The sequence below is a fragment of the Streptomyces sp. NPDC006435 genome, assembly GCF_040612315.1.
Taxonomy (GTDB): domain Bacteria; phylum Actinomycetota; class Actinomycetes; order Streptomycetales; family Streptomycetaceae; genus Streptomyces.
Genome location: NZ_JBEXPY010000040.1, coordinates 25,666 through 45,853 on the forward strand (window position 1 = coordinate 25,666; position 20,188 = coordinate 45,853).

16 protein-coding genes are annotated in these 20,188 nt (G+C 72.2%); 9 read left to right on the top strand and 7 right to left on the bottom strand.

Features of this window, described 5'->3' with window-relative positions; translation table 11 throughout:
* Positions 1–72 precede the first annotated feature (72 nt).
* Complete coding sequence (locus ABZZ04_RS30380) at positions 73–891, bottom strand: helix-turn-helix transcriptional regulator (protein ID WP_356935430.1); 819 nt, start codon at positions 889–891, stop codon at positions 73–75.
* Between the two features lie 63 nt (positions 892–954).
* Here ABZZ04_RS30380 and ABZZ04_RS30385 point away from each other — a divergent pair, with 63 nt between their 5' ends.
* Entirely contained in the window at positions 955–1,260 is a 306-nt protein-coding gene (locus tag ABZZ04_RS30385; protein ID WP_356935431.1) for a 4a-hydroxytetrahydrobiopterin dehydratase, read from the top strand.
* A gap of 25 nt (positions 1,261–1,285) precedes the next feature.
* Here ABZZ04_RS30385 and ABZZ04_RS30390 read toward each other — a convergent pair whose 3' ends face one another.
* A complete protein-coding gene (locus ABZZ04_RS30390; RefSeq protein ID WP_356935432.1) occupies positions 1,286–2,248 on the bottom strand; it encodes a LysR family transcriptional regulator in 963 nt (320 codons plus the stop codon).
* 212 nt (positions 2,249–2,460) lie between these two features.
* Between ABZZ04_RS30390 and ABZZ04_RS30395 the strand changes: the two genes are divergently transcribed.
* Together ABZZ04_RS30395 and ABZZ04_RS30400 are read left to right on the top strand one after the other, a co-directional pair.
* Positions 2,461–3,426, top strand: coding sequence for a class I SAM-dependent methyltransferase (locus tag ABZZ04_RS30395; RefSeq protein WP_356935433.1), 966 nt, complete (start codon positions 2,461–2,463; stop codon positions 3,424–3,426).
* Between the two features lie 430 nt (positions 3,427–3,856).
* A complete protein-coding gene (locus tag ABZZ04_RS30400; RefSeq protein ID WP_356935434.1) occupies positions 3,857–4,381 on the top strand; it encodes a hypothetical protein in 525 nt (174 codons plus the stop codon).
* A gap of 456 nt (positions 4,382–4,837) precedes the next feature.
* Here ABZZ04_RS30400 and ABZZ04_RS30405 read toward each other — a convergent pair whose 3' ends face one another.
* Both ABZZ04_RS30405 and ABZZ04_RS30410 read right to left on the bottom strand, forming a co-directional pair.
* The gene (locus ABZZ04_RS30405; protein ID WP_356935435.1) at positions 4,838–5,323 is read right to left on the bottom strand and encodes an RICIN domain-containing protein; all 486 of its coding nucleotides are present in this window, start codon (positions 5,321–5,323) and stop codon (positions 4,838–4,840) included.
* Positions 5,324–5,512: 189 nt separating this feature from the next.
* Entirely contained in the window at positions 5,513–6,349 is an 837-nt protein-coding gene (locus tag ABZZ04_RS30410) for an aldo/keto reductase (protein ID WP_356935436.1), read from the bottom strand.
* 342 nt (positions 6,350–6,691) lie between these two features.
* Between ABZZ04_RS30410 and ABZZ04_RS30415 the strand changes: the two genes are divergently transcribed.
* Both ABZZ04_RS30415 and ABZZ04_RS30420 read left to right on the top strand, forming a co-directional pair.
* Positions 6,692–8,278, top strand: a complete 1,587-nt coding sequence (locus ABZZ04_RS30415; protein WP_356935469.1) for a glycosyl hydrolase family 8 — start codon at positions 6,692–6,694, stop codon at positions 8,276–8,278.
* Positions 8,279–8,293: 15 nt separating this feature from the next.
* Positions 8,294–10,357: a PQQ-dependent sugar dehydrogenase gene (locus tag ABZZ04_RS30420; RefSeq protein ID WP_356935437.1), complete on the top strand. Its 2,064-nt coding sequence runs from the start codon at positions 8,294–8,296 to the stop codon at positions 10,355–10,357.
* 54 nt (positions 10,358–10,411) lie between these two features.
* Here ABZZ04_RS30420 and ABZZ04_RS30425 read toward each other — a convergent pair whose 3' ends face one another.
* Both ABZZ04_RS30425 and ABZZ04_RS30430 read right to left on the bottom strand, forming a co-directional pair.
* Complete coding sequence (locus ABZZ04_RS30425; protein WP_356935438.1) at positions 10,412–12,211, bottom strand: AMP-dependent synthetase/ligase; 1,800 nt, start codon at positions 12,209–12,211, stop codon at positions 10,412–10,414.
* Positions 12,212–12,564: 353 nt separating this feature from the next.
* The gene (locus tag ABZZ04_RS30430) at positions 12,565–13,458 is read right to left on the bottom strand and encodes a LysR substrate-binding domain-containing protein (protein WP_356935439.1); all 894 of its coding nucleotides are present in this window, start codon (positions 13,456–13,458) and stop codon (positions 12,565–12,567) included.
* 118 nt (positions 13,459–13,576) lie between these two features.
* Between ABZZ04_RS30430 and ABZZ04_RS30435 the strand changes: the two genes are divergently transcribed.
* Positions 13,577–14,605 carry a bile acid:sodium symporter family protein gene (locus ABZZ04_RS30435; RefSeq protein ID WP_356935440.1) on the top strand — a complete coding sequence of 343 codons (1,029 nt, stop codon included), beginning with the start codon at positions 13,577–13,579 and terminating at the stop codon, positions 14,603–14,605.
* A 106-nt stretch (positions 14,606–14,711) separates the two neighbouring features.
* On the opposite strand, the gene fdhD is transcribed toward ABZZ04_RS30435, so the two are convergent.
* A complete protein-coding gene (gene fdhD, locus ABZZ04_RS30440) occupies positions 14,712–15,560 on the bottom strand; it encodes a formate dehydrogenase accessory sulfurtransferase FdhD (RefSeq protein ID WP_356935441.1) in 849 nt (282 codons plus the stop codon).
* A gap of 296 nt (positions 15,561–15,856) precedes the next feature.
* Here fdhD and ABZZ04_RS30445 point away from each other — a divergent pair, with 296 nt between their 5' ends.
* The 3 genes from ABZZ04_RS30445 to ABZZ04_RS30455 all read left to right on the top strand — a co-directional run bounded on the left by ABZZ04_RS30445 (position 15,857) and on the right by ABZZ04_RS30455 (position 20,125).
* Positions 15,857–16,807, top strand: a complete 951-nt coding sequence (locus tag ABZZ04_RS30445; protein ID WP_356935442.1) for a beta-ketoacyl-ACP synthase III — start codon at positions 15,857–15,859, stop codon at positions 16,805–16,807.
* A 71-nt stretch (positions 16,808–16,878) separates the two neighbouring features.
* Positions 16,879–18,330, top strand: a complete 1,452-nt coding sequence (locus tag ABZZ04_RS30450) for a VWA domain-containing protein (RefSeq protein ID WP_356935443.1) — start codon at positions 16,879–16,881, stop codon at positions 18,328–18,330.
* A 613-nt stretch (positions 18,331–18,943) separates the two neighbouring features.
* A complete protein-coding gene (locus ABZZ04_RS30455) occupies positions 18,944–20,125 on the top strand; it encodes an ROK family transcriptional regulator (protein WP_356935444.1) in 1,182 nt (393 codons plus the stop codon).
* Positions 20,126–20,188 lie beyond the last annotated feature (63 nt).

Consider the following 20,188-nt stretch of genomic DNA (forward strand, 5'->3'; position numbering starts at 1 on the left):
CGCGCCCGTCGATCGCGTCGGTACCGCCCCGTCCGCCCGGGTCCTCGTCCGCCCGCGCGTCGGGCCCGGCCGTCAGGCGGTGAGCGAGCGCAGCAGGTCCGCGGTGTCCCGGTCGGCGGGGAGGAACGTCTCGATCGCCAGCTCGGCCACCGTCACGTCCATCGGAGTGTTGAACGTCGCGATGGAGGAGACGAACGAGAGCACGTGCCCGCCGTGCTCGATCAGCATGGGCAGGGCGAAGGGCAGGGACGCGTCACCGCCCCCGTCGTCCGCGGCGTCCTCGGGGCTCCCGTAGCCCTCCGGCACCGGATAGGCGGCGACCTCCTCGTACAGTTCGCGCAGCTCCACCGACCGGGCCAGGGCGATCTGACGCCTCATCTGCGCCAGCAGATCGGCCCGCCACGCCCGCAGGTTCCGGATGCGCGGGGCCAGGCCCTCCGGGTGCAGGGTGATCCGCATGACGTTCAACGGCGGCACGAGCAGGTGCTCGGCCACGCCGTCCAGCAGCATCGCCACGGCCCGGTTGGCCGCCACCACGTCGTACCTGCCGTCGAGGACGAGCGCCGGATACGGTTCGTAGCCCTCCAGCAGCCGTTCCACCCCCTCGCGCAGCGCACCCATGGCCGGGTCGTCGAGCGGGGTGTGGGCGTAGCGCGGGGCGTAACCGGCCACCACCAGAAGGGCGTTGCGTTCCCTGACGGGGATCTCCAGATGCTCGGCGAGACGCAGGACCATCTCCTCGCTGGGGCGGGAGCGGCCCGTCTCGATGAAGGAGATGTGCCGGGCGGAGGAGTCCGCGCGCAGCGCCAGTTCCAGCTGGCTGATCCTGCGCTGTTCCCGCCAGCTGCGCAGCAGCGGCCCTACCCCCGTGTCGAGCGCGACAGTAGTCATACCCAGACCGTAACGTCACCGGCACCGCCGACCGGCACCGACCGTTGACGAGGGAGTCGCCGCATGCCCGCCGCACCGCTGTCGCAGGAGGAGATCGAGGACCGTCTGGGCGATCTGCCCGGCTGGTCGCTGGAGGGGGACCGGATCACCCGCACCTACCGGCTGCCCACCCACTTCGCGGCCGCCGGGCTGACCGTGCACGTCGCCGCGATCCAGGACGAGCTGAACCACCACTCCGACCTGACCCTCGGATACAACACCGTCACCCTCTCCGTGAACACGCACGACGCGGGCGGCGTGGTCACGGAGAAGGACCTGGCCCTGGCCGCCCGGGTGGTGGCGGTCGCCGCCGGGCACGGCGCGAGGTAGCCGCGGGGCGGTACGGGCCGACGGGTCACAGTGCCGCGCCGAACCGAGGATGCGCGGTGAGCCAGCGGGTGTAGCTCTCGCTGCGCCCCACCGCCTCCGCGTACGCCGCCCGGGTATGCCCGCTCACGGCCCCGGCGGCCGTCCCGGCCGCCGCCGACCGGGGATGCCAGCCCAGCAGGTGGCGCCAGCTCAGCGGCGAACCGGCGATCGGCCGGGTCACCACCCCCGGCGTCGGCGGGAAGGTGGCCCGGCACAGCCCGACCGCCCGCCCCACCTGGACCAGATGGACGACGGACGTCGTGTCCGTCTCGTACACCGAGACCGGACTGAAACCGGCCCGGGCGCAGGCCCCGACGAAGCAGTCGGCGAAGCAGCCGTCGCCCGGCACGTCCGCCCAGCACTCCCCGGCCAGCGCGGAGAGGTCGAGCTCCTGCTCGCCGGCGAGCGGATGGGAGTCCGGCAGCATCACGAAGACCGGATCGACGCCGATCACCTGCCACGTCAGCCGGTCGTTCGCCGGCGGCGGGCTCTCCCCGCAGGTGCCGATCAGGGCGAAGTCGAGCCGCCCGTCCACCAGCTGGGAGGCGATCTCGGCCACCGACCAGGAGGTGTACGTCGATACCGGCGCGGTCGGGTGCGCCGTGACCAGGCGGTCCACGAGACCACCCAGCAGTGGCCCGTGCGTACCGCCCAGCCGGAAGCGCTCCATCGTGCCCCAGGCGTTGGCGAACCGCACCGCCTCCTCCTGGAGCTCGCTCACCGCGGGCAGCACCACCCGGGCCCGTTCGAGCACCAGCTCGCCCAGGAGCGTGGGCCGGGCACCGGTGTGGTCCCGGTCGAAGAGCGGACCGCCGAGCGCTTTCTCGATCCGGCGCAGCTGTGCGCTCAGCGCGGGCTGGGCGAGCCCGAGGGTCGCGGCCGCCTTGGTCAGGCTTCCGGTGTCGGCAATGGCACGTACGGTTCGCAGATGGCGCAACTCCAGCTCCATAAACGCAAGTTATGGGCCCAGGGGCCCACCGGCAATATCCAGGTGACGATTCGGTGCGATGTGTCCCGGAGTCATCGGTCGAGGTGATTCGGGGCGATGCGGCGCCTTCCCGCCGCCCGGCGGGCCGGGCGGCGGGGGAGCCGCACGACGGGCGGCTTGCCGAACCGGCAACAAATCTGGCCAGGGGGCCGGGCCGCGGTGAGGCTGGTTGCATGAGTCAGCACGCCCACGGCCACCACGAGAGTGCCGCCCACGACCCCCGCCACCACCAGGACCCCTCCCACGGCCGCCATGGCCACTCCGCCCACTCCTCCCACGTCGGTCACGGGACTCCCGACGGCATCGGCTGGGACGCCATGGGGCCGCTGCTGGAGCAGAACGCCGAGATCAGCCGCCCGCAGTACGAGGAGGCGGCCCGCTGGATCGCCGGGCTCCCCACGGCCCCGCAGGTGCGCCGGGTGCTCGACATCGGCAGCGGCCCCGGAGTGGTCACCTGCCTGCTCGCCGGGATGTTCCCCGAGGCGGAGGTCGTCGCCGTCGACGGCACCCCGGCGCTCCTGGAGCGCACCGGGGAGCGCGCCGAACGGCTCGGCCTCGGCGACCGGGTCCGGGTGCGGCAGGCCGACCTCCCCGACGACCTCGGCGGACTGGGCGAGGCGGACCTGATCTGGGTGGGCAACACCCTGCACCACATGGGCGACCAGCGCGCCGCGCTCGCCGGGTTCGCCGGACTGCTGCGCCCCGGCGGGACCGTCGCCCTGGTCGAGGGCGGGCTGCAGCCCCGCCAGCTCCCGCGCGACATCGGCTTCGGGCGGCCCGGCCTGGAGACCAGGCTCGAAGCGATCAATACGGAGCGGTTCGAGGACATGCGGGCGGCACTGCCCGACGCCAAGCGGGAATCCGAGGACTGGAACGCCCTGTTCGCTGCGGTGGGACTGGAGCCGCAGGGCACCCGCAGTTTCCTGCTGGACATCCCGGCGCCGGTCCCCGAGCCGGTCCGCGACGATGCCGTCATCGAGTTCGGCCGGCGGCGCGAGGCCTTCGCGGAGTACCTCACGGCCGAGGACGCCGCCGCGCTCGACCGGCTGCTCGACCCCGACGACCCGGCCGGGCTGCGCCGCCGCCCCGACCTCTTCCTGCTCTCGGTGCGCACCGTGCACCTGGGCCGACGGGGCTGACAGGGGCTGACGGGGGCGACGAGGCAGGCGGGGCCGACGGGGCCCGGCGGGGACGAAAGGCCTGGTGGGAGCCCTGTTGCGGTACGCCCACAGGCCGCTCCTCGGCGGGTTCGCCGGGGAGCCGGGGCGAGGATCGGAAGGCGGGCGGCTCGCTGTCCGGACGGTGTCAAGGGAAGACACGCTTCCGCCGGGGTGAGCAGGCATCAGAAAGTCCCCTGAGCAGACTAATGGCGCATCAACTCCCTTTGTTTTTAGGTGAGTTGATGCGCCGTCTAATGATATGAAAATAGCATATGGCGTATTTTCGTACCTCGATCAGAGTGTGGGCGTCAATCTCCGTCGTGTCCGATATGACACGTATGAGGATCATTCAGTACGTTCATTCACAGATCGACTGCCCGGTCGATCTCTCTGAGACAGGAGAAGCAAAATGATCACCCGTTCCACCATCGTCACGGCCGCCGTCGCGGCTGCTGCTGCCCTGGCCGCCACCGGCATCACCTACGCCTCGGCTGCCGGCACCGCGCCGGTCGAGGTGGCCCGCCCCGTTCAGCAGGCCGTTCCCGGCTCGGCTCTCGGTGGCGGCGACGTCGGCAAGGGCAACGAGGGCAAGGGCAACGAGCGAGGCGGCCACGACGAGGGCCGTGACCACTACGAGGGTCGCATCCACATCAACGAGCGGACGTACAGCGACGACCCGGGCGGCTGTGTGACCGTGGTCAGCGGCCTCGGCTCCAAGACCCTCAACATCCGCAACGACAGCCGCCGGACCGTCGAGGTCTTCCGCGGCGCCACCTGCGACAACGGCGCCCCCATCGCCACCGTCGGACCGCACAGCGACAGCAACGGGGTGCACCCGGGGCACGTCGAGGGCGGCGTGTGGGTCAAGAACGGCGTCGTGGGCAGCTTCCGGGTGCTCGAGCGTCACCACGACAACGGTGGCAAGGACTGGTAGTCCAGTCGCTCGGGCAGCATGGAACCCCGGCCCGCCGTAATCGGGCCGGGGCTCCATTCAGGCTATCCGACCGGGGTGACCCGGTCGGATACCCGCACCCGAAGGACGACTGACACGTCCGAAAACCTGTCAGGCCATACTAAAACCGGACGGCTGGGTACTGCCAGTCGACCGGAACGGTCGTGCGGTGCACGGCCGCCGGGCTCCGGTTCCTTCCCGGTTCCGGGGCCCGGTCCTCGGGCTCGTTCCCGGCCCGCGCCCTCGGCGGGGCCCGGTGACCGGCCGGCGGAACGTGGTGACGGCGTGGCAGACGCCGCCCATGTCCCGGCCGCCGGGGGACCGGCGGGCCGTCCCGGTCCAGTCGGGTGACGGCCCGGTCGGCACGGTCCCGAAGGGCCGCCAGGACCCCGGACCGCGGGCATCCGCGCGCACATCCCCGGGCCGGCCCGCATCCGGCTATGTCCCGGAGGCGTCGTCCCGTACAGCCTCCAGCCGCCACCACTGGCCGGGGGAGTCGGTGTCCTCCCACTGCTGGATCCGGGCACCGTCCGCGGTGCTGCCGTCGGCCACTTCGAGGACGAGTCCGCTGACGAAGCTGACCAGCGTCACCACCCCCGGCGCCTCCAGGTGCCGCTCGATCAGCCACTCCTGGGCGCCGTAGTTGTTGGCCCGCCACTGCTGGACCACGGCACCGTTCTCGGTGGAGGCGTCGGCCACGTCCAGGCGCTTCCCGCTGTGGACGTTGACCAGGTGGTGGAGCGCCGCGCCCTCGTGCACCGGCGAGAGCTGCCAGAGCTGGTCCGGCGAGCCGCTCTCCTCGGCCTGCCGGACCGGGGCGCCGCCGCCCTTGGCGGCGCCGTGCACCCCCAGCAGCAGCCCGCTGCCCACATTGCGCAGCCGGTAGCGGCCCGCTGCGACCACGGGCGCGCCGTCCCCGTTCATGTTGTTCCGGTCCTTCCCGCGTGGCGGACCGCCGCCCGGCTCCGAGACCGGGCGGCGGTCCGTTCCGTGTTCCGCCGGGTGTGCCCGAAGGGGCGTGCCCGGCGCTGCCGTGCCGTGTTGTGCCGCGTCGTGCGGTGTGCCTCGCCGCCGGGGCCGTACCGTGCGCCCCGGCGGTGCGCGGAAGGGGCGTCAGGCCCCGACGTTGAACTCGGCGGGGTCCGGGCCGAGGCGCTTGCCCTCGTCGAGCGCGGCGAGCGCGGCCAGGTCGTCCGCGTCCAGCTCGAAGCCGAACACGTCGATGTTCTCCACGATCCGGGACGGTGTCACGGACTTCGGGATCACCACGTTGCCGATCTGGAGGTGCCAGCGGAGCACCACCTGGGCGGGGGTGCGGTCGTGCTTCCGGGCGATCGCGACGATCGTCGGGACCTCCAGGAGGCCCTTGCCCTGACCCAGCGGCGACCACGCCTCGGTCCGGATGCCGTGCTCGGCGTGGAAGGCGCGCGACCGGGCCTGCTGGAGCTGCGGGTGGAGCTCGATCTGGTTGAGCACCGGGACCACGGAGGTCTCGCCGAGCAGGCGCTCCAGGTGCTCGGGCAGGAAGTTCGAGACGCCGATGGCCTTCGCGCGGCCCTCGGCGTGAATCTTCTCGAAGGCCCTGTAGGTGTCGACGTACGCGTCCTTGGCGGGCACCGGCCAGTGGATCAGGTACAGGTCGACGTAGTCGAGCCCCAGCCGGTCGAGCGAGGCGTCGAAGGCGCGCAGGGTCGCGTCGTGACCCTGGTCGCCGTTCCACAGCTTGGTGGTGACGAAGAGCTCCTCGCGGGGGACGCCGGAGGCGGCCACGGCCTTGCCCGTGCCCCGCTCGTTCTCGTAGATCGCGGCGGTGTCGATGCTCCGGTACCCGGACTCGATGGCCGTCGCGACCGCCTTCTCGGCCTCGTCGTCCGGCACCTGCCAGACGCCGTAACCGAGCTGCGGCATCTCGACGCCGTTGTTGAGGGTGATGGAGGGGACCTGGCTCACGAGCGGTCGATCCTTACGTCGTCGGGTGGTACGTCCAAAGGGGAACGACCGGGGTGCGCCATGCATTCCCCGTCGCCCGATGTTCCTCGGCCGGTCCGCCCCGCCCGGCGCCGCGCATCGCTCGAACCTGCTTGATCCGTAAGGGATTTGGGCCCGCGGGAGGTATTGACGGATCGCTCCGCGGGGAATCCCATGCAGTATCGGTTAGGAACCTTTCCTAACACCGAGAACCGGAAGGGAACACCCGTGCACCCTGCCGCACCCCCACGCCGCTCGGTGGCAGTCCTCACAGGCATCGGCTGTCTGATCCTGCCCCTGCTCGCCGTGCCGTCCGCCGAGGCGATGACCACTCCGCCGTCCGCCGCACCGCCGTCCACCACCGCGGCGGCAGCCCGGTACGAGGCCGAGGACGCCCGGCTGACCCGGGCGGCCGTGGCGACGAACCACACCGGCTACTCCGGCACCGGCTTCGTCGACTACACCAACGCGACCGGATCGTCCGTGGAGTTCACGGTCGACACCGCCACCGGCGGCGACTCGCTCGCCGTCCGCTACGCCAACGGGACCACCACCGACCGCCCGATGGACATCAGCGTCAACGGCACCGTCGTCGCGTCCGGCGTACCGTTCAGCTCCACCGGCTCCTGGGACACCTGGGCCACGAAGACCGTCGCCGTCCGCCTCGCCGCCGGGACCAGCACCGTCCGGGCCACCGCGACCACGGCGAACGGCGGCCCCAACCTGGACCGCCTCGACATCGGGGCCCCCGCCGCCGACGGACCCGCGGTGCCCTTCGGCAGCCACCTGTTCCCCTATGCGGCGGGGACGCTGAAGCCGTCCGGCGCGCAGTCCGACCTCGACCGTGCCGTGATCGAGGCGTACGAGGCGTGGAAGGCCGCGTTCGTCCGGCAGAACTGCGGCAACGGCTGGTACCAGGTCATCTCGCCGGACGCCGACCACCCCTACGTCGCCGAGGCCCAGGGCTACGGCATGGTCGTCACCGCCACGATGGCGGGCGCCGATCCACAGGCGAGGACCGTCTTCGACGGCATGGTCGAGTACATGCTGGCCCACCCCTCGGTGAACGACCCCGACCTCCTGGCCGCCGAACAGGACTCCTCCTGCCGGAGCGTCGACGGCTCCGACTCCGCGACCGACGGGGACCTCGACGTCGCCTACGGTCTGCTCCTCGCCGACAAGCAGTGGGGCTCCACCGGCGCGTACGACTACAAGGACCTCGCGATCAAGCACATCGAAGCCATCAAGGAGAGCGAGGTCAACCCGACCACGCACCTGATGCTGCTCGGCGACTGGTCGGACTCCGAGGAGTCCCACTACTGGACGACCCGCTCCTCGGACTGGATGATCGACCACTTCCGCGCCTTCGAGACCGCCACCGGCGACCGCACCTGGGGCACCGTGCGCACGGCCCACCAGAAGCTGATCGCCTCCCAGCAGTCCGAGTACGCCCCCGGCACGGGACTGCTGGCGGACTTCGTCGTCGACACCGACGGCACGCCCGCGCCCGCACCGGGCGAGGTGCTCGAATCGCCCAACGACGGCGACTACTCCTGGAACGCCTGCCGCGACCCGTGGCGCATCGGCACCGACGCCGTCACCAGCGGCGACACCGCCTCGCTCGCCGCGGCCCGCAGGCTCAACTCCTGGATCAAGGCCGAGACCGGCGGCGACCCGGACCGGATCGGCAGCGGCTACCGCCTGGACGGCTCGGTGCTCGACGACGGCAACGACATGGCGTTCACCGCCCCGTTCGTCGTGACCGCGCTGACCGACCCCGGCTCCCGGGCCTGGCTCGACGCGCTGTGGAACAAGCTCGCCACCACACCGATCGACCCCGACCTCTACTACGGCGCGAGCGTCCAGTTGCAGACCATGATCGTCGCGTCCGGCAACTACTGGGTTCCCTGACGGAGGTTGTGGAAGATGCGTACCAGAACACTCACCGCGGCACGGGGCGGAGCGGCGGCCCTCACGGCGATGCTGCTCTGCGCCGGCCCGACGCAGGCGGCCCCGCGATCGGCGGCCGCGGCCGCCGACCGGTACGAGGCGGAGTCCGCGACGATCGTCGAGGGCGCGGCCGAGTCCAACCACTCCGGCTACTCGGGGACGGGCTTCGTCAACGGCGACAACGTCGTGGGCAGTTACGTGGAGTTCACCGTCACCGCGGCCACCACGGGAACCGGGAAGATCGCCATCCGCTACTCCAACGGCACGACGGCCGACCGGCCCGCGGACGTCGCCGTCGGCGGCACGGTCGTCTCGGCGGCCCGCTCCTTCGCCGCCACCACCGACTGGGACACCTGGGCCACCTCCACCCTCACCACCCCGCTGAAGGCGGGCACCAACAAGGTCCGGCTGACGTCCACGACGGCCGGCGGACTGCCCAACCTCGACTACCTCGACGTCACGGTCGCCCCCTCGGACACCGAGGCGCCCACCGCCCCCGGACAGCCCACCTGCACCGGAGTCACCGAGAACAGCATCACGCTGAACTGGACCGCGTCCACGGACGACGTGGGCGTCGCCGCGTACGACATCTACGAACACGGCAACAAGTTCGGCGAGGCGCCCGGCACCGCCACGACGAAGAAACTGACCGGGCTCACCCCCGGCACCACGTACAACCTCACGCTGTTCGCCCGGGACGTGGCCGGCAACGTGTCCTCGGTCAGCCCGATCGTGGACTGCACCACCCTGCGCAGCGACGACACCACCGCCCCCTCGGCCCCCGGCACCCTGTCGGCCTCGGACCTCACCGCGAACGGCGTGGTCCTGAAATGGGGTGCGGCCACGGACGACAAGGGCGTCACCGCCTACGAGGTGCGCAGCGGCAGCACCGTCTACAAGACCGTGACCGGCACCCCGCCGGCCACCACGACCACCCTCACCGGGCTCGCCTGCGCCAGCCCGTACACCCTGGAGATCGTCGCCGAGGACGCGGCGGGCAACGCCTCCCCACCGAGCAACGCGGTCACCTTCACCACCCCGGCCTGCGCCACCGACGGCGGCGTCCCGTCCGGCATCACCACCGTCTCCACCGGCTGGTCCATCCCCTGGGGCACCTACTGGATGCCCGACGGGAAGACCGCCCTGGTCACCGAGCGGGACGGCTTCGAGGTCTTCAGGGCCACGGCCGACGGGGCCCGCACCCGGGTCGGATCGGTGCCCGAGGCCGTCACGACGAACGGCGAGGGCGGCCTGCTCGGCGTCGCCGTCGACCCGAAGTGGTCCACCAACCACCGCGTGTACTTCATGCACACCGCGGCGGAGGGCAACCGGATCGCCCGGATGACCTACGACGGCAGCTCGCTCAGCGGGTACGAGGTCCTGCTCCAGGGCATCAAGAAGAGCCGCTACCACAACGGCGGACGGCTCGCCTTCGGCCCCGACGGCTACCTGTACGCGTCGACCGGCGAGGCCCAGACCCCCGACCTCGCCCAGGACAAGGACTCGCTGAACGGCAAGATCCTGCGGATGACCACGGACGGCGAACCCGCCCCCGGCAACCCGTTCGGCAACCACGTCTACAGCTACGGCCACCGCAACCCGCAGGGGCTCGCCTTCGACCGCAACGGCCGCCTGTGGGAAGCGGAGTTCGGCGACAGCAAGAAGGACGAACTCAACCTCATCAAACCGGGGAAGAACTACGGCTGGCCCATCTGCGAGGGCAGCTGCACCACGTCCGGCATGACCAACCCGAAGAAGACCTGGAACGTCTCCGAGGCGTCGCCCAGCGGAATCGCCGTCGTCCGCAACGTCATCTACATGGCCGCCCTGAAGGGCGAACGGCTGTGGCGGGTGCCGATCACCGGTGACACCGAGAACCTCGGCACGCCGAGCGCCTACTACGTCGGCACGTACGGCCGGCTGCGCACCGTCACCGAGGTGCCCGGCCGGGACCAGCTGTGGCTGTCCACCACCAACTGCGACAACAAGGGGAACGAACCGGACGGCTCGGACAAGCTGTTCCGCGTCTCGATCACATAGCCCGGTGCCGCGCGGCACGTCGTACGCGCCGTACCGCCGGGGCACCCCGGTGCCTCAGTGGTACAGCGCGTCGACCTCCGTCGCGTACGCCGTCTCGATCGCCCTGCGCTTCAGCTTCAGCGACGGGGTGAGCAGACCGTGCTCCTCGCTGAACGGATGCGCCAGGATCCGGAACGTGCGGATCGACTCGGCCTGCGAGACCGCCGTGTTGGCGGCCACCACCGCCCGCCGGATCTCCGTCTCCAGGTCCGGGTCGCGCACCAGCTCCCGCGGTTCCAGCGGCGACCGGCCCTGCATCGACAGCCAGTGGTCCACCGCCTCCTGGTCGACGGTGACCAGCGCCGCGATGTAGGGCCGGTCGTTGCCCACCACGATGCACTGCGCGACCAGCGGATGCGCCCGCACCCGCTCCTCCAGGCCGGTAGGCGACACGCTCTTGCCGCCCGAGGTCACCAGGATCTCCTTCTTCCGCCCGGTGATCGTCAGATAGCCGTCCTCGTCGAGCGAACCCAGGTCGCCGGTGGCCAGCCAGCCGTCGCGCAGCACCGCCTCGGTGGAGTCGGGGTCGCCGAGGTAACCGGAGAACACGTGGTCGCCGTGCACCCACACCTCGCCGTCCTCGGCGATGTGCACGGTCGTGCCGGGAATCGGCTGACCGACCGTCCCGTACCGGGGGCGCTCCGGCGGGTTGGCGGTGGCCGCGGCGGATGTCTCGGTCAGCCCGTACCCCTCGAAGATCCGGACGCCCGCGCCCTCGAAGAACAGCCCGAGCCGCCGGTCCATGCCCGAGCCGCCGGACATGGCGTGCCGGATCCGGCCGCCCATCGCCTCGCGCACCCTGCGGTACACGACCTTGTCGAAGAACTGGTGCTGCACCCGCAGCCCGGCGGACGGCCCCGGACCGGTCCCGAACGCCCGCTCCTCCATCGCCTCGGCGTACTTCACGGCGACGTCCACCGCCTTGTCGAACGGCCCCGCCCGGCCCTCCGCCTCGGCCCTGCGCCGGGCCACGCCGAAGACCTTCTCGAACACGTACGGCACCGCCAGGACGAACGTCGGCCGGAACGACACCAGGTCCGGCAGCAGCGCCCTGGCCGACATCTCCGGCTGGTGGCCCAGCCGCACCCGGCCGCGGAGCGCCGCGATCTCGACCATCCGGCCGAAGACGTGGGACAGCGGCAGGAAGAGCAGGGTGGACGCCTCGTCGCCGGGCGCGGAGCGGAACACCTCCTGCCAGCGGGAGACCATGGTGTCCGTCTCGAACATGAAGTTGGCGTGCGTGATCACACAGCCCTTGGGGCGGCCCGTCGTCCCCGACGTGTAGATGACGGTCGCCACCGACTCGGGCGTCACCGCGCGCCGGTGACGGTGCACCACCTCGTCCTCGATCCGCGTGCCCGCGGCGACCAGGTCGGCCACCGCGTCGGCGTCCAGCTGCCACAGCCGTTCGAGCCGGGGCAGCCGGTCGATCACCGAAGCGACGGTCATCGCGTGGTCCTCGTGCTCGACCACGACGGCGGACACGTCGGCGTCGTGCAGCATCCACCGGACCTGCTCGGCCGAGGACGTCGGATAGACCGGCACGGACTGCGCGCCGACCGACCACAGGGCGAAGTCGAAGAGCGTCCACTCGTAGCGGGTGCGCGACATCAGGGCCACCCGGTCGCCGAATCTGACGCCCTGGGCGATCAGCCCCTTGGCCAGCGCCAGCACCTCGTCGCGGAACGCGGCGGCGGTGACATCCCGCCAGTTTCCGCTCGCGTCCTTGCGGCCGAGCGCGACCCGGTGCGGGTCCTCATCGGCCCGGTCGAACACCACGTCGGCCAGCCCGCCCACGAGGGGCGCGGCCGTCATGGGCGGGACAGTGAACTCGCGCAATGACCTGCTCCTCATGGGCTCAGCACAGCGCCGTGACGCTACCCCACCGAGCGGCGGGACGGGAGGGCTCCGTATCGGCCGACAACATGGCATATGCACAGCTCGGCCACCGAAATCCGGCCAGATGGGCAAGGCTCGGGCGCGGTCGGGGCCGCCGAGCGGCCGACGGGCACCGGAATCTCCACCGAATCTGTACGCCGCTGCCACTCCCGACAGCGGACGGTACTGGGTGGTTCGTCCTCACTTGTCCGGCTGGGGTCGGGGCGAGTGCCCACGGGTACCCGGACCCGTACGGGCCGGTGGCCGCCCGGCACCGTACGGACCGGGGATCAGGCGCCGTCCCGTACGGCGACCGCCCCGGCCTCCCGGACCAGCCGGTCGCCGCCCGCGAGGATCGCCGCCGCCAGGGCGTCGGCGGCCTCGCGCGACCCCTCGCGCCGGTGGCCGTGCGACAGGACGAAATCCACCCCGCCCAGCTCCGGCAGCCCCGCCCTGGCCGGAACCGGCACCAGCCCCGGCGGGATCAGCCCCCGGCTGTGGGCCATCACGCCCAGCCCCGCGCGGGCCGCCGCGACCAGCCCGCTCAGGCTGGTGCTGGTGCAGGCGATCCGCCAGGACCGGCCGTGCTCCTCCAGGACCTCCAGGGCGCGGGCCCGGGTGATGCCCGGCGGCGGGAACAGCACCAGCGGGACCGGCCGGTCCGGATCGATCCGCAGTCGCGGCGCGCCGATCCAGGCCAGGGTGTCCTGCCGGACCAGCTCGCCGTGCGTGTCCCCGGTGCGCCGCTTGGCCAGGACGAGATCGAGCCGGCCGGCCGCGAGGCGCTGGTGCAGCGTCCCGGAGAGCTCCACCGTCAGTTCCAGCTCGACCTCTGGGTGGTCGTGGCGGAACGACTCCAGGATCTCCGGGAGCCGGGTCAGCACGAAGTCCTCGGAGGCCCCGAACCGCAGCCGCCCGCGCAGCCGGGTACCGGTGAAGAAGGCCGCGGCCCGCTCGTGGGCGTCGAGTATCGTCCGGGCGAAACCGAGCATCGCCTCACCGTCCACGGTGAGGTCCACCCGGTGCGTGTCCCGGGCGAACAGCTGCCGCCCCGCCGCCTCCTCCAGCCGCCGCACGTGCTGGCTCACCGTGGACTGCCGCACCCCCAGCCGCCGGGCCGCCCGGGTGAAACTCAGCGTCTGGGCGACGGCGAGGAAGGTGCGCAGCTGTGCCGGGTCGTACATGCCTCCAGGCTATCGCCGAACGTGATGACAGTCAGAGCGGTGTACGGGATTCCCGATCACGTGGATCGGGAGCAGCATGGTGCGGGCACGACCCGAACCAAGAGGACACGTGGAGCACATGAGCCGCCGCACCCCGAAGCTGCCGTCCTGGCTGCCGATCGACCCGTACGTCCTGGCCCTGATCGGCACGGTGGCGCTCGCGGCGATACTGCCCGCATCGGGAACCGCGGCGCAGGTGGCGAAGGGCGCCTCCACCGGAGCCGTCGCCCTGCTCTTCTTCCTGTACGGGGCCCGGCTCTCCACCGCCGAGACCCTGGAGGGGCTCAGGCACTGGCGGCTCCACCTCACCGTGCTGGCCTGCACCTTCGTCGCGTTCCCGCTGTTCGGACTGGCGGCCGGGGGACTGGTCCCGTACGTACTGACGCCGCAACTGCACAGCGGTCTGCTCTTCCTCTGCCTCGTCCCGTCGACCATCCAGTCGTCCATCGCCTTCACCTCGATCGCCCGCGGCAACGTGTCCGCCGCGATCTGCGCGGGCTCCTTCTCCTCGATCGCCGGGATCTTCCTCACCCCGCTGCTCGCGTCCGTCCTGCTCGGCGAGGAGGGCGGCGGGTTCTCGGCGGACGCGCTGCTGAGGATCGCGGTCCAGCTGCTGCTGCCGTTCATTGCCGGGCAGTTGCTGCGCCGCTGGATCGGCGGCTTCCTCACCCGCCGCAAGAAGATCCTCGGCCGGGTCGACCGGGGCTCGATCCTGCTCGTCGTCTACACGGCATTCAGCGCGGGCATGGTCACCGGCGTCTGGCACCAGGTCACCCCGGCCAGGCTCGGCGCGCTGCTCGGCGTGGAGGCGCTGCTGCTCGCGCTGATGCTGACGATCGGCTGGTACGGGGCGAAGCGGCTCGGCTTCGGCCGGGAGGACCGCGTCGCCATCCAGTTCGCCGGCGCGAACAAGAGCCTGGCCGCCGGGCTGCCGATGGCCAGCGTCCTGTTCGGGGCGCAGGCGTCCCTCGCCGTGCTGCCGCTCATGCTCTTCCACCAGATGCAGCTGATGGTGTGCGCGGTGATCGCCAAGCGCCGCTCGCGCGACCCGCAGGAGGAGCACACGACGGGCGCGGCGGCGACCCGGGAACCCGCCGTCGCGGGCTGACCGCTTGGCTTGGCGGACCGTGCGGCTCGGCGGACCGCACGGGCCGGATGCCTGTGCGGCCGGGGGCCCGCCGTACGGTCCGGCGGTCCGTACGGCGGGCGGGGCCTCAGCCCCCGGCGACCTCCGCCGGCAGGGCGATGCGGTGCCCGCCCGCGTACACGTTCATGGAGGGGCCCCGCAGGAAGCCCACCAGGGTCAGCCCGGTCTCGTCCGCCAGGTCGACGGCGAGCGACGACGGCGCCGAGACCGCGGCGAGCACCGGGATCCCGGCCATCACCGCCTTCTGGGCCAGTTCGAACGAGGCCCGCCCCGACACCAGCAGGATCGCCCGGGACAGCGGCAGCCGGTGGTCGGTCAGCGCCCGGCCGACCAGCTTGTCCACCGCGTTGTGCCGGCCGACGTCCTCCCGGACGTCGAGCAGCTCGCCCGTCTCGGAGAACAGCGCCGCCGCGTGCAGCCCGCCGGTCCGGTCGAAGACCCGCTGCGCGGCGCGCAACCGGTCGGGGAGGGCGGAGAGCAGGGCGGGTTCGATCCGGACCGGGGGAGCGTCGGCGATCGGGTGCCGGGTCGAGGTGCGCACCGCGTCCAGGCTCGCCTTGCCGCACAGCCCGCAGGACGAGGTGGTGTACACATTGCGTTCGAGTGTGATGTCGGGGACCGGCACACCGGGGGCGAGCTGCACGTCCACCACGTTGTACGTGTTGCCGCCGTCCGCCGTCGCCCCGGCGCAGTAGACGATCGACCGCACCTCGGAACCGTCCCCGACGACGCCCTCGCTCACCAGGAAGCCCGCGGCGAGCGCGAAGTCGTCCCCCGGCGTGCGCATCGTGATGGCGAGCGGCCTGCCGTTCAGCCTGATCTCCAGCGGCTCCTCGGCGACGAGCGTGTCGGGACGGACGGAGACCGCCCCGTCCCGGATGCGGATGGTGCGGCGGCGCTCGGTGACCCGTCCCATAGCGGTTGACCCGACTCCTTGCGTGGTGGAGGCCGGAACGCCGCGGAAGCCGGACCGGCCCTCGATACGGAGGTCGCCGCAGGTCACCGGAGTGTCGTGCGGAGCGGTGACCCCGGCGGTCCCATTGTCCTGCACCGGGGGTGCGACAGCGTCCCATGTGTCGCAAGAGGCGTACGGGACTGTTGTCAAGCCTCCAACGGCCGGGCGTGATTCCTGTGGGAACACGTGACCGCGTACCGGTCGGTAGCGACCAAGACTGGATGGTTCCTGCCATACGTAGCGAGGGGATCCCGTACATGACCGGCTCACGTGTCGTGGCGCTCGGCCACTACCAGCCCGCCAAGGTGCTCACCAACGACGACCTGGCGGCCATGGTCGACACCAGCGACGAGTGGATCACCAGCCGCGTGGGCATCAGGACCCGGCACATCGGCGGACCCGACGAGCCGGTGGACGAGCTGGCCGCGCACGCGGGGGCCAAGGCGCTCGCCGGGGCCGGGCTCCTGCCCGCCGAGGTCGACCTGGTCCTCGTCGCCACCTCCACCGCGATCGACCGTTCCCCGAGCATGTCCGCGCGGGTCGCCGCCCGGCTCGGGATGGAATCGCCCGCGGTGATGGACATCAACGTGGTCTGCTCCGGCTTCACCCACGCCCTCGCCACCGCCGACCACGCGATCCGGGCCGGTGCGGCCGAACGCGTCCTGGTCATCGGGGCCGACAAGATGGGGGACATCGCCGACTGGACCGACCGCAGCACCTGCGTCCTGCTCGGCGACGGGGCCGGCGCGGCGGTCGTCGTCGCGGAACCGGACGGCGTCGAACGGCCCGGGATCGGCCCCGTCCTGTGGGGATCGGTGCCCGGGATGGGCAACGCGGTACGGATCGAGGGGACGCCGCCCCGTTTCGCGCAGGAGGGGCAGTCCGTCTACCGCTGGGCCACCACCCAGCTGCCACCCATCGCCCGCAAGGTGTGCGAGAAGGCCGGCGTCGCCACGGAGGAACTGGGCGCCGTGGTGCTGCACCAGGCCAACCTGCGGATCATCGAACCGATCGCCAGGAAGATCGGCGCGGTCAACGCGGTCGTCGCCCGGGACGTCGTGGACTCCGGCAACACGTCCGCGGCCTCGATCCCGATGGCCCTGTCCAAGCTGGTGGAGCGCGGCGAGGTGCACAGCGGCGCACCCGTCCTGCTCTTCGGCTTCGGCGGCAACCTCTCGTACGCGGGCCAGGTGATCCGCTGCCCCTGAGCCCGGCGCCCCGGCGGACCCCGCCGGGGCCGTCCGCGCCCATGTGCCGGACGGCGGGCACACTGGCCGGTGTGACGATACTGAGCAAGGGTGCCAACATGCCGGTCGAGGCCGCCGCGGTCAGGGCGGTGCTCGGCTGGTCGACGGGGTCCGGCGTGCCGGACGTGGACGCCTCGGCGCTGCTGCTGACCCGCGGCGGACGGGTGCGGTCCGACGACGACTTCGTCTTCTACAACCAGCCTCGGCACGCCTCGGGCGCCGTGACGCACCTCGGCAAACAGCCCGGTGCCGACACGCTGGAGGTCCGCCCGGGGGCGCTGGGGCCCGACATCGAACGCGTCGCGCTCTGCGCGTCCGCCGACGGCGGCACGTTCGGCCAGGTCCCGGGGCTGCACCTGCGTCTGCTCGACGCGGTGTCCGGCGCGGAGCTGGCCCGGTTCGAGATGTCCGCGGGACCGGAGACGGCGCTGATCGGCGGCGAGCTCTACCGGCGCGACGGCGGCTGGAAGTTCCGGGCGGTCGGGCAGGGGTACGCGAGCGGGCTGGCGGGCCTGGCGACCGACTTCGGCATCACCGTCGACGACGAGCAGCCCGCGCCCGCGCCGACTCCCGGACCTGCTGCCGCACCCGCACCCGGACCCGCTCCCGCGCCCTCGTCCGGGCCGATGCCTTCGTACGCGCCCGCGCCGATGCCTCCGGGCCCGGCCGGTGCCCCGGCGCCTCCGCCCCCGGCGGGACACCCGGGCCCCGGCCCCCGGCTCACCAAGGGCGAGGAACACCTCCCCGTGGACATGCGCAAGCGGCTGTCGCTGCGCAAGCAGCAGGTCCTGGTCAGCCTGAGCAAGCACGGCGTCACGGACCTGCGTGCCCGGGTCGTCGTCGTCCTGGACGCCTCGGGCTCGATGGGCGGGCTCTACCGACGGGGCACGGTGGCCGGTGTCGTCGAGCGGATGGTGGCCGTCGCGGCGCAGCTCGACGACGACGGCGAGATGCAGGCGTGGACGTTCGCCACGAACCCGGCCCGACTGCCCGACCTGGCCGTCGGCGACCTGCCGGAGTGGCTCCGACTGCATGTACGCGTGGGACAGAGCGGCGCCTTCATCCGCAGGAAGCCGCCGAAGGGACTGGTCCCCGGTCAGATCGACATGCGCACCGTCGGCATCCAGAACGAGGAGCAGAAGGTCATCGCCGAGGTGCGGGCCCATGTGCGTGCGCATCCGGTGCCCGACCCGACCCTGGTCCTGTTCTTCTCGGACGGCGGGGTCTACCGCAACAAGGAGATCGAGCAGGAGCTGCGGGCCGCCGCCGACGAGCCGGTGTTCTGGCAGTTCGTCGGCCTCGGCAGCTCGCAGTACGGCGTGCTGGAACGCTTCGACACCATGCCGGGCCGCCGGGTGGACAACGTCGGCTTCTTCGCCGTCGACGACATCGAGCAGGTCTGTGACCAGGAGCTTTACGACAGGGTCCTGTCGGAGTTCCCGTCCTGGCTGAGGGCCGCCCGGCAGGCCGGAATCCTGGGATGACGGGCCGCCCCTCGGGCGGGCCGGCCCCGGCGGGTTGTCCAACCGTTGCAGCAGGACGCAAGGGTTGGTGGCGGGCCGGGCGGCGCGGCCATCATCACTGTGTGCACCGGCCCGACGGCGATTCTCAGGGGGAGCGTCGACGGCAGTCGTCCCGTGAGCTCCGCGTCCGGCGGACGCCCGCGGCCGGCCGGAACAGGGGGCGGGCCGGGGCACACCCACGTCGACTGCGGAAAGAGGAGTGGGAGACCGGGCACTAGGCCCTCTCCCGGCCCGGCCGCGGTGCCCGCTCCGGTGGTGGCGGCCCCGCCACCACCCGGGCCCAGGCCCCCGCCACCACCCGGGCCCGGGTCTTCGTCACCACCCGGGCCCGGGCCGTCGGTACCGCGGACACGGGGGAGTCCGCGGTACCGACAGCCCGGGCGCCCGCCGGTCCTCCCGCCGAGGACACCGGCGGGCGCTCCGGCGTTCCGCCACCCCCACGTCTTTGTCCTCGATGTGGAGAAAGTTGTTGTGGATTCCCGCGCAACTTCTTCCCAGCCCCGGCAACCACTGCTACGTTCCCCTCGAAAGCCCGACGGACAGGCCGATGCGGCGGGAGGGGCGCGTGAGACGCATGACGGCACGACCCGCGAACGCGCATCAGGCGCGACTGCTCCGGCTGTTGCGCGACGGCGGGCCCAACTCACGGGCACAGCTGGGGGATCAGGTCGATCTCTCCCGCTCCAAGCTCGCCGTCGAGGTCGACCGGCTGCTGGAGACCGGACTGGTCGTGGCCGACGGACTCGCCGCCTCGCGCGGCGGACGCCGCTCGCACAACATCCGGCTCGCCCCGCAACTGCGCTTCCTCGGCGTCGACATCGGTGCCACATCCGTCGATGTGGCGGTCACCAACGCCGAGTTGGAGGTACTGGGTCACCTCAACCACCCCATGGACGTACGCGAGGGGCCCGTCGCCATCTTCGAGCAGGCGCTGTCCATGGCGGCCAAGCTCCGGGCGTCGGGGCTCGCCGAGGGCTTCGACGGCGCGGGCATCGGCGTACCCGGACCGGTCCGCTTCCCCGAGGGCGTGCCGGTGGCACCACCGATCATGCCCGGCTGGGACGGCTTCCCGGTCCGCGAGGCGCTCAGCCAGGAACTGGGCTGCCCGGTCATGGTCGACAACGACGTGAACCTGATGGCGATGGGGGAGCAGCACGCGGGCGTCGCCCGTTCCGTGGGCGACTTCCTCTGCGTCAAGATCGGTACCGGCATCGGCTGCGGCATCGTCGTCGGCGGAGAGGTCCACCGGGGCACGACGGGCAGTGCCGGGGACATCGGCCACATCCAGGTCGAACCCGAGGGACGCGCCTGTGCCTGCGGCAATCGGGGATGCCTGGAGGCCCACTTCAGCGGCGCCGCGCTCGCCCGCGACGCCGAGGACGCGGCACGCACCGGACGGTCGGCGGAACTGGCCGCCCGGCTGGAGGCGGCCGGCGGTCTCACCGCCGTCGACGTCGCCGCGGCGGCCGCCGCCGGTGACGCCACCTCGCTCGACCTGATCCGGGAGGGCGGCAACCGGGTCGGCCAGGTCATCGCGGGACTCGTCAGTTTCTTCAACCCCGGCCTGGTGGTGATCGGCGGCGGTGTGACCGGGCTCGGCCACACCCTCCTCGCCAGCGTCCGGACCCAGGTCTACCGGCAGTCCCTGCCGCTGGCCACCAACAACCTCCCCATCGTGCTGGGGGAGTTGGGACCGGCCGCCGGAGTGATCGGCGCCGCCCGGCTCATCAGCGACCACCTCTTCTCGCCGGCCTGACCCAGGGGCCCGGCAGCACGACCGCCACATCGTACCCGGTACAGCCCTGCCCGCTCACCGGCC

Coding starts and splice junctions, on each gene's coding strand:
- ABZZ04_RS30385 (WP_356935431.1), top strand. CDS start 955: ATGCCCGCCGCACCGCTGTCGCAGGAGGAGATCGAGGACCGTCTGGGC.
- ABZZ04_RS30435 (WP_356935440.1), top strand. CDS start 13,577: ATGAGCCGCCGCACCCCGAAGCTGCCGTCCTGGCTGCCGATCGACCCG.
- ABZZ04_RS30400 (WP_356935434.1), top strand. CDS start 3,857: ATGATCACCCGTTCCACCATCGTCACGGCCGCCGTCGCGGCTGCTGCT.
- ABZZ04_RS30395 (WP_356935433.1), top strand. CDS start 2,461: ATGAGTCAGCACGCCCACGGCCACCACGAGAGTGCCGCCCACGACCCC.
- ABZZ04_RS30430 (WP_356935439.1), bottom strand. CDS start 13,458: ATGTACGACCCGGCACAGCTGCGCACCTTCCTCGCCGTCGCCCAGACG.
- ABZZ04_RS30390 (WP_356935432.1), bottom strand. CDS start 2,248: ATGGAGCTGGAGTTGCGCCATCTGCGAACCGTACGTGCCATTGCCGAC.
- ABZZ04_RS30415 (WP_356935469.1), top strand. CDS start 6,692: ATGACCACTCCGCCGTCCGCCGCACCGCCGTCCACCACCGCGGCGGCA.
- ABZZ04_RS30405 (WP_356935435.1), bottom strand. CDS start 5,323: ATGAACGGGGACGGCGCGCCCGTGGTCGCAGCGGGCCGCTACCGGCTG.
- ABZZ04_RS30445 (WP_356935442.1), top strand. CDS start 15,857: ATGACCGGCTCACGTGTCGTGGCGCTCGGCCACTACCAGCCCGCCAAG.
- ABZZ04_RS30425 (WP_356935438.1), bottom strand. CDS start 12,211: ATGACGGCCGCGCCCCTCGTGGGCGGGCTGGCCGACGTGGTGTTCGAC.
- ABZZ04_RS30455 (WP_356935444.1), top strand. CDS start 18,944: ATGACGGCACGACCCGCGAACGCGCATCAGGCGCGACTGCTCCGGCTG.
- fdhD (WP_356935441.1), bottom strand. CDS start 15,560: ATGGGACGGGTCACCGAGCGCCGCCGCACCATCCGCATCCGGGACGGG.
- ABZZ04_RS30420 (WP_356935437.1), top strand. CDS start 8,294: ATGCGTACCAGAACACTCACCGCGGCACGGGGCGGAGCGGCGGCCCTC.
- ABZZ04_RS30380 (WP_356935430.1), bottom strand. CDS start 891: ATGACTACTGTCGCGCTCGACACGGGGGTAGGGCCGCTGCTGCGCAGC.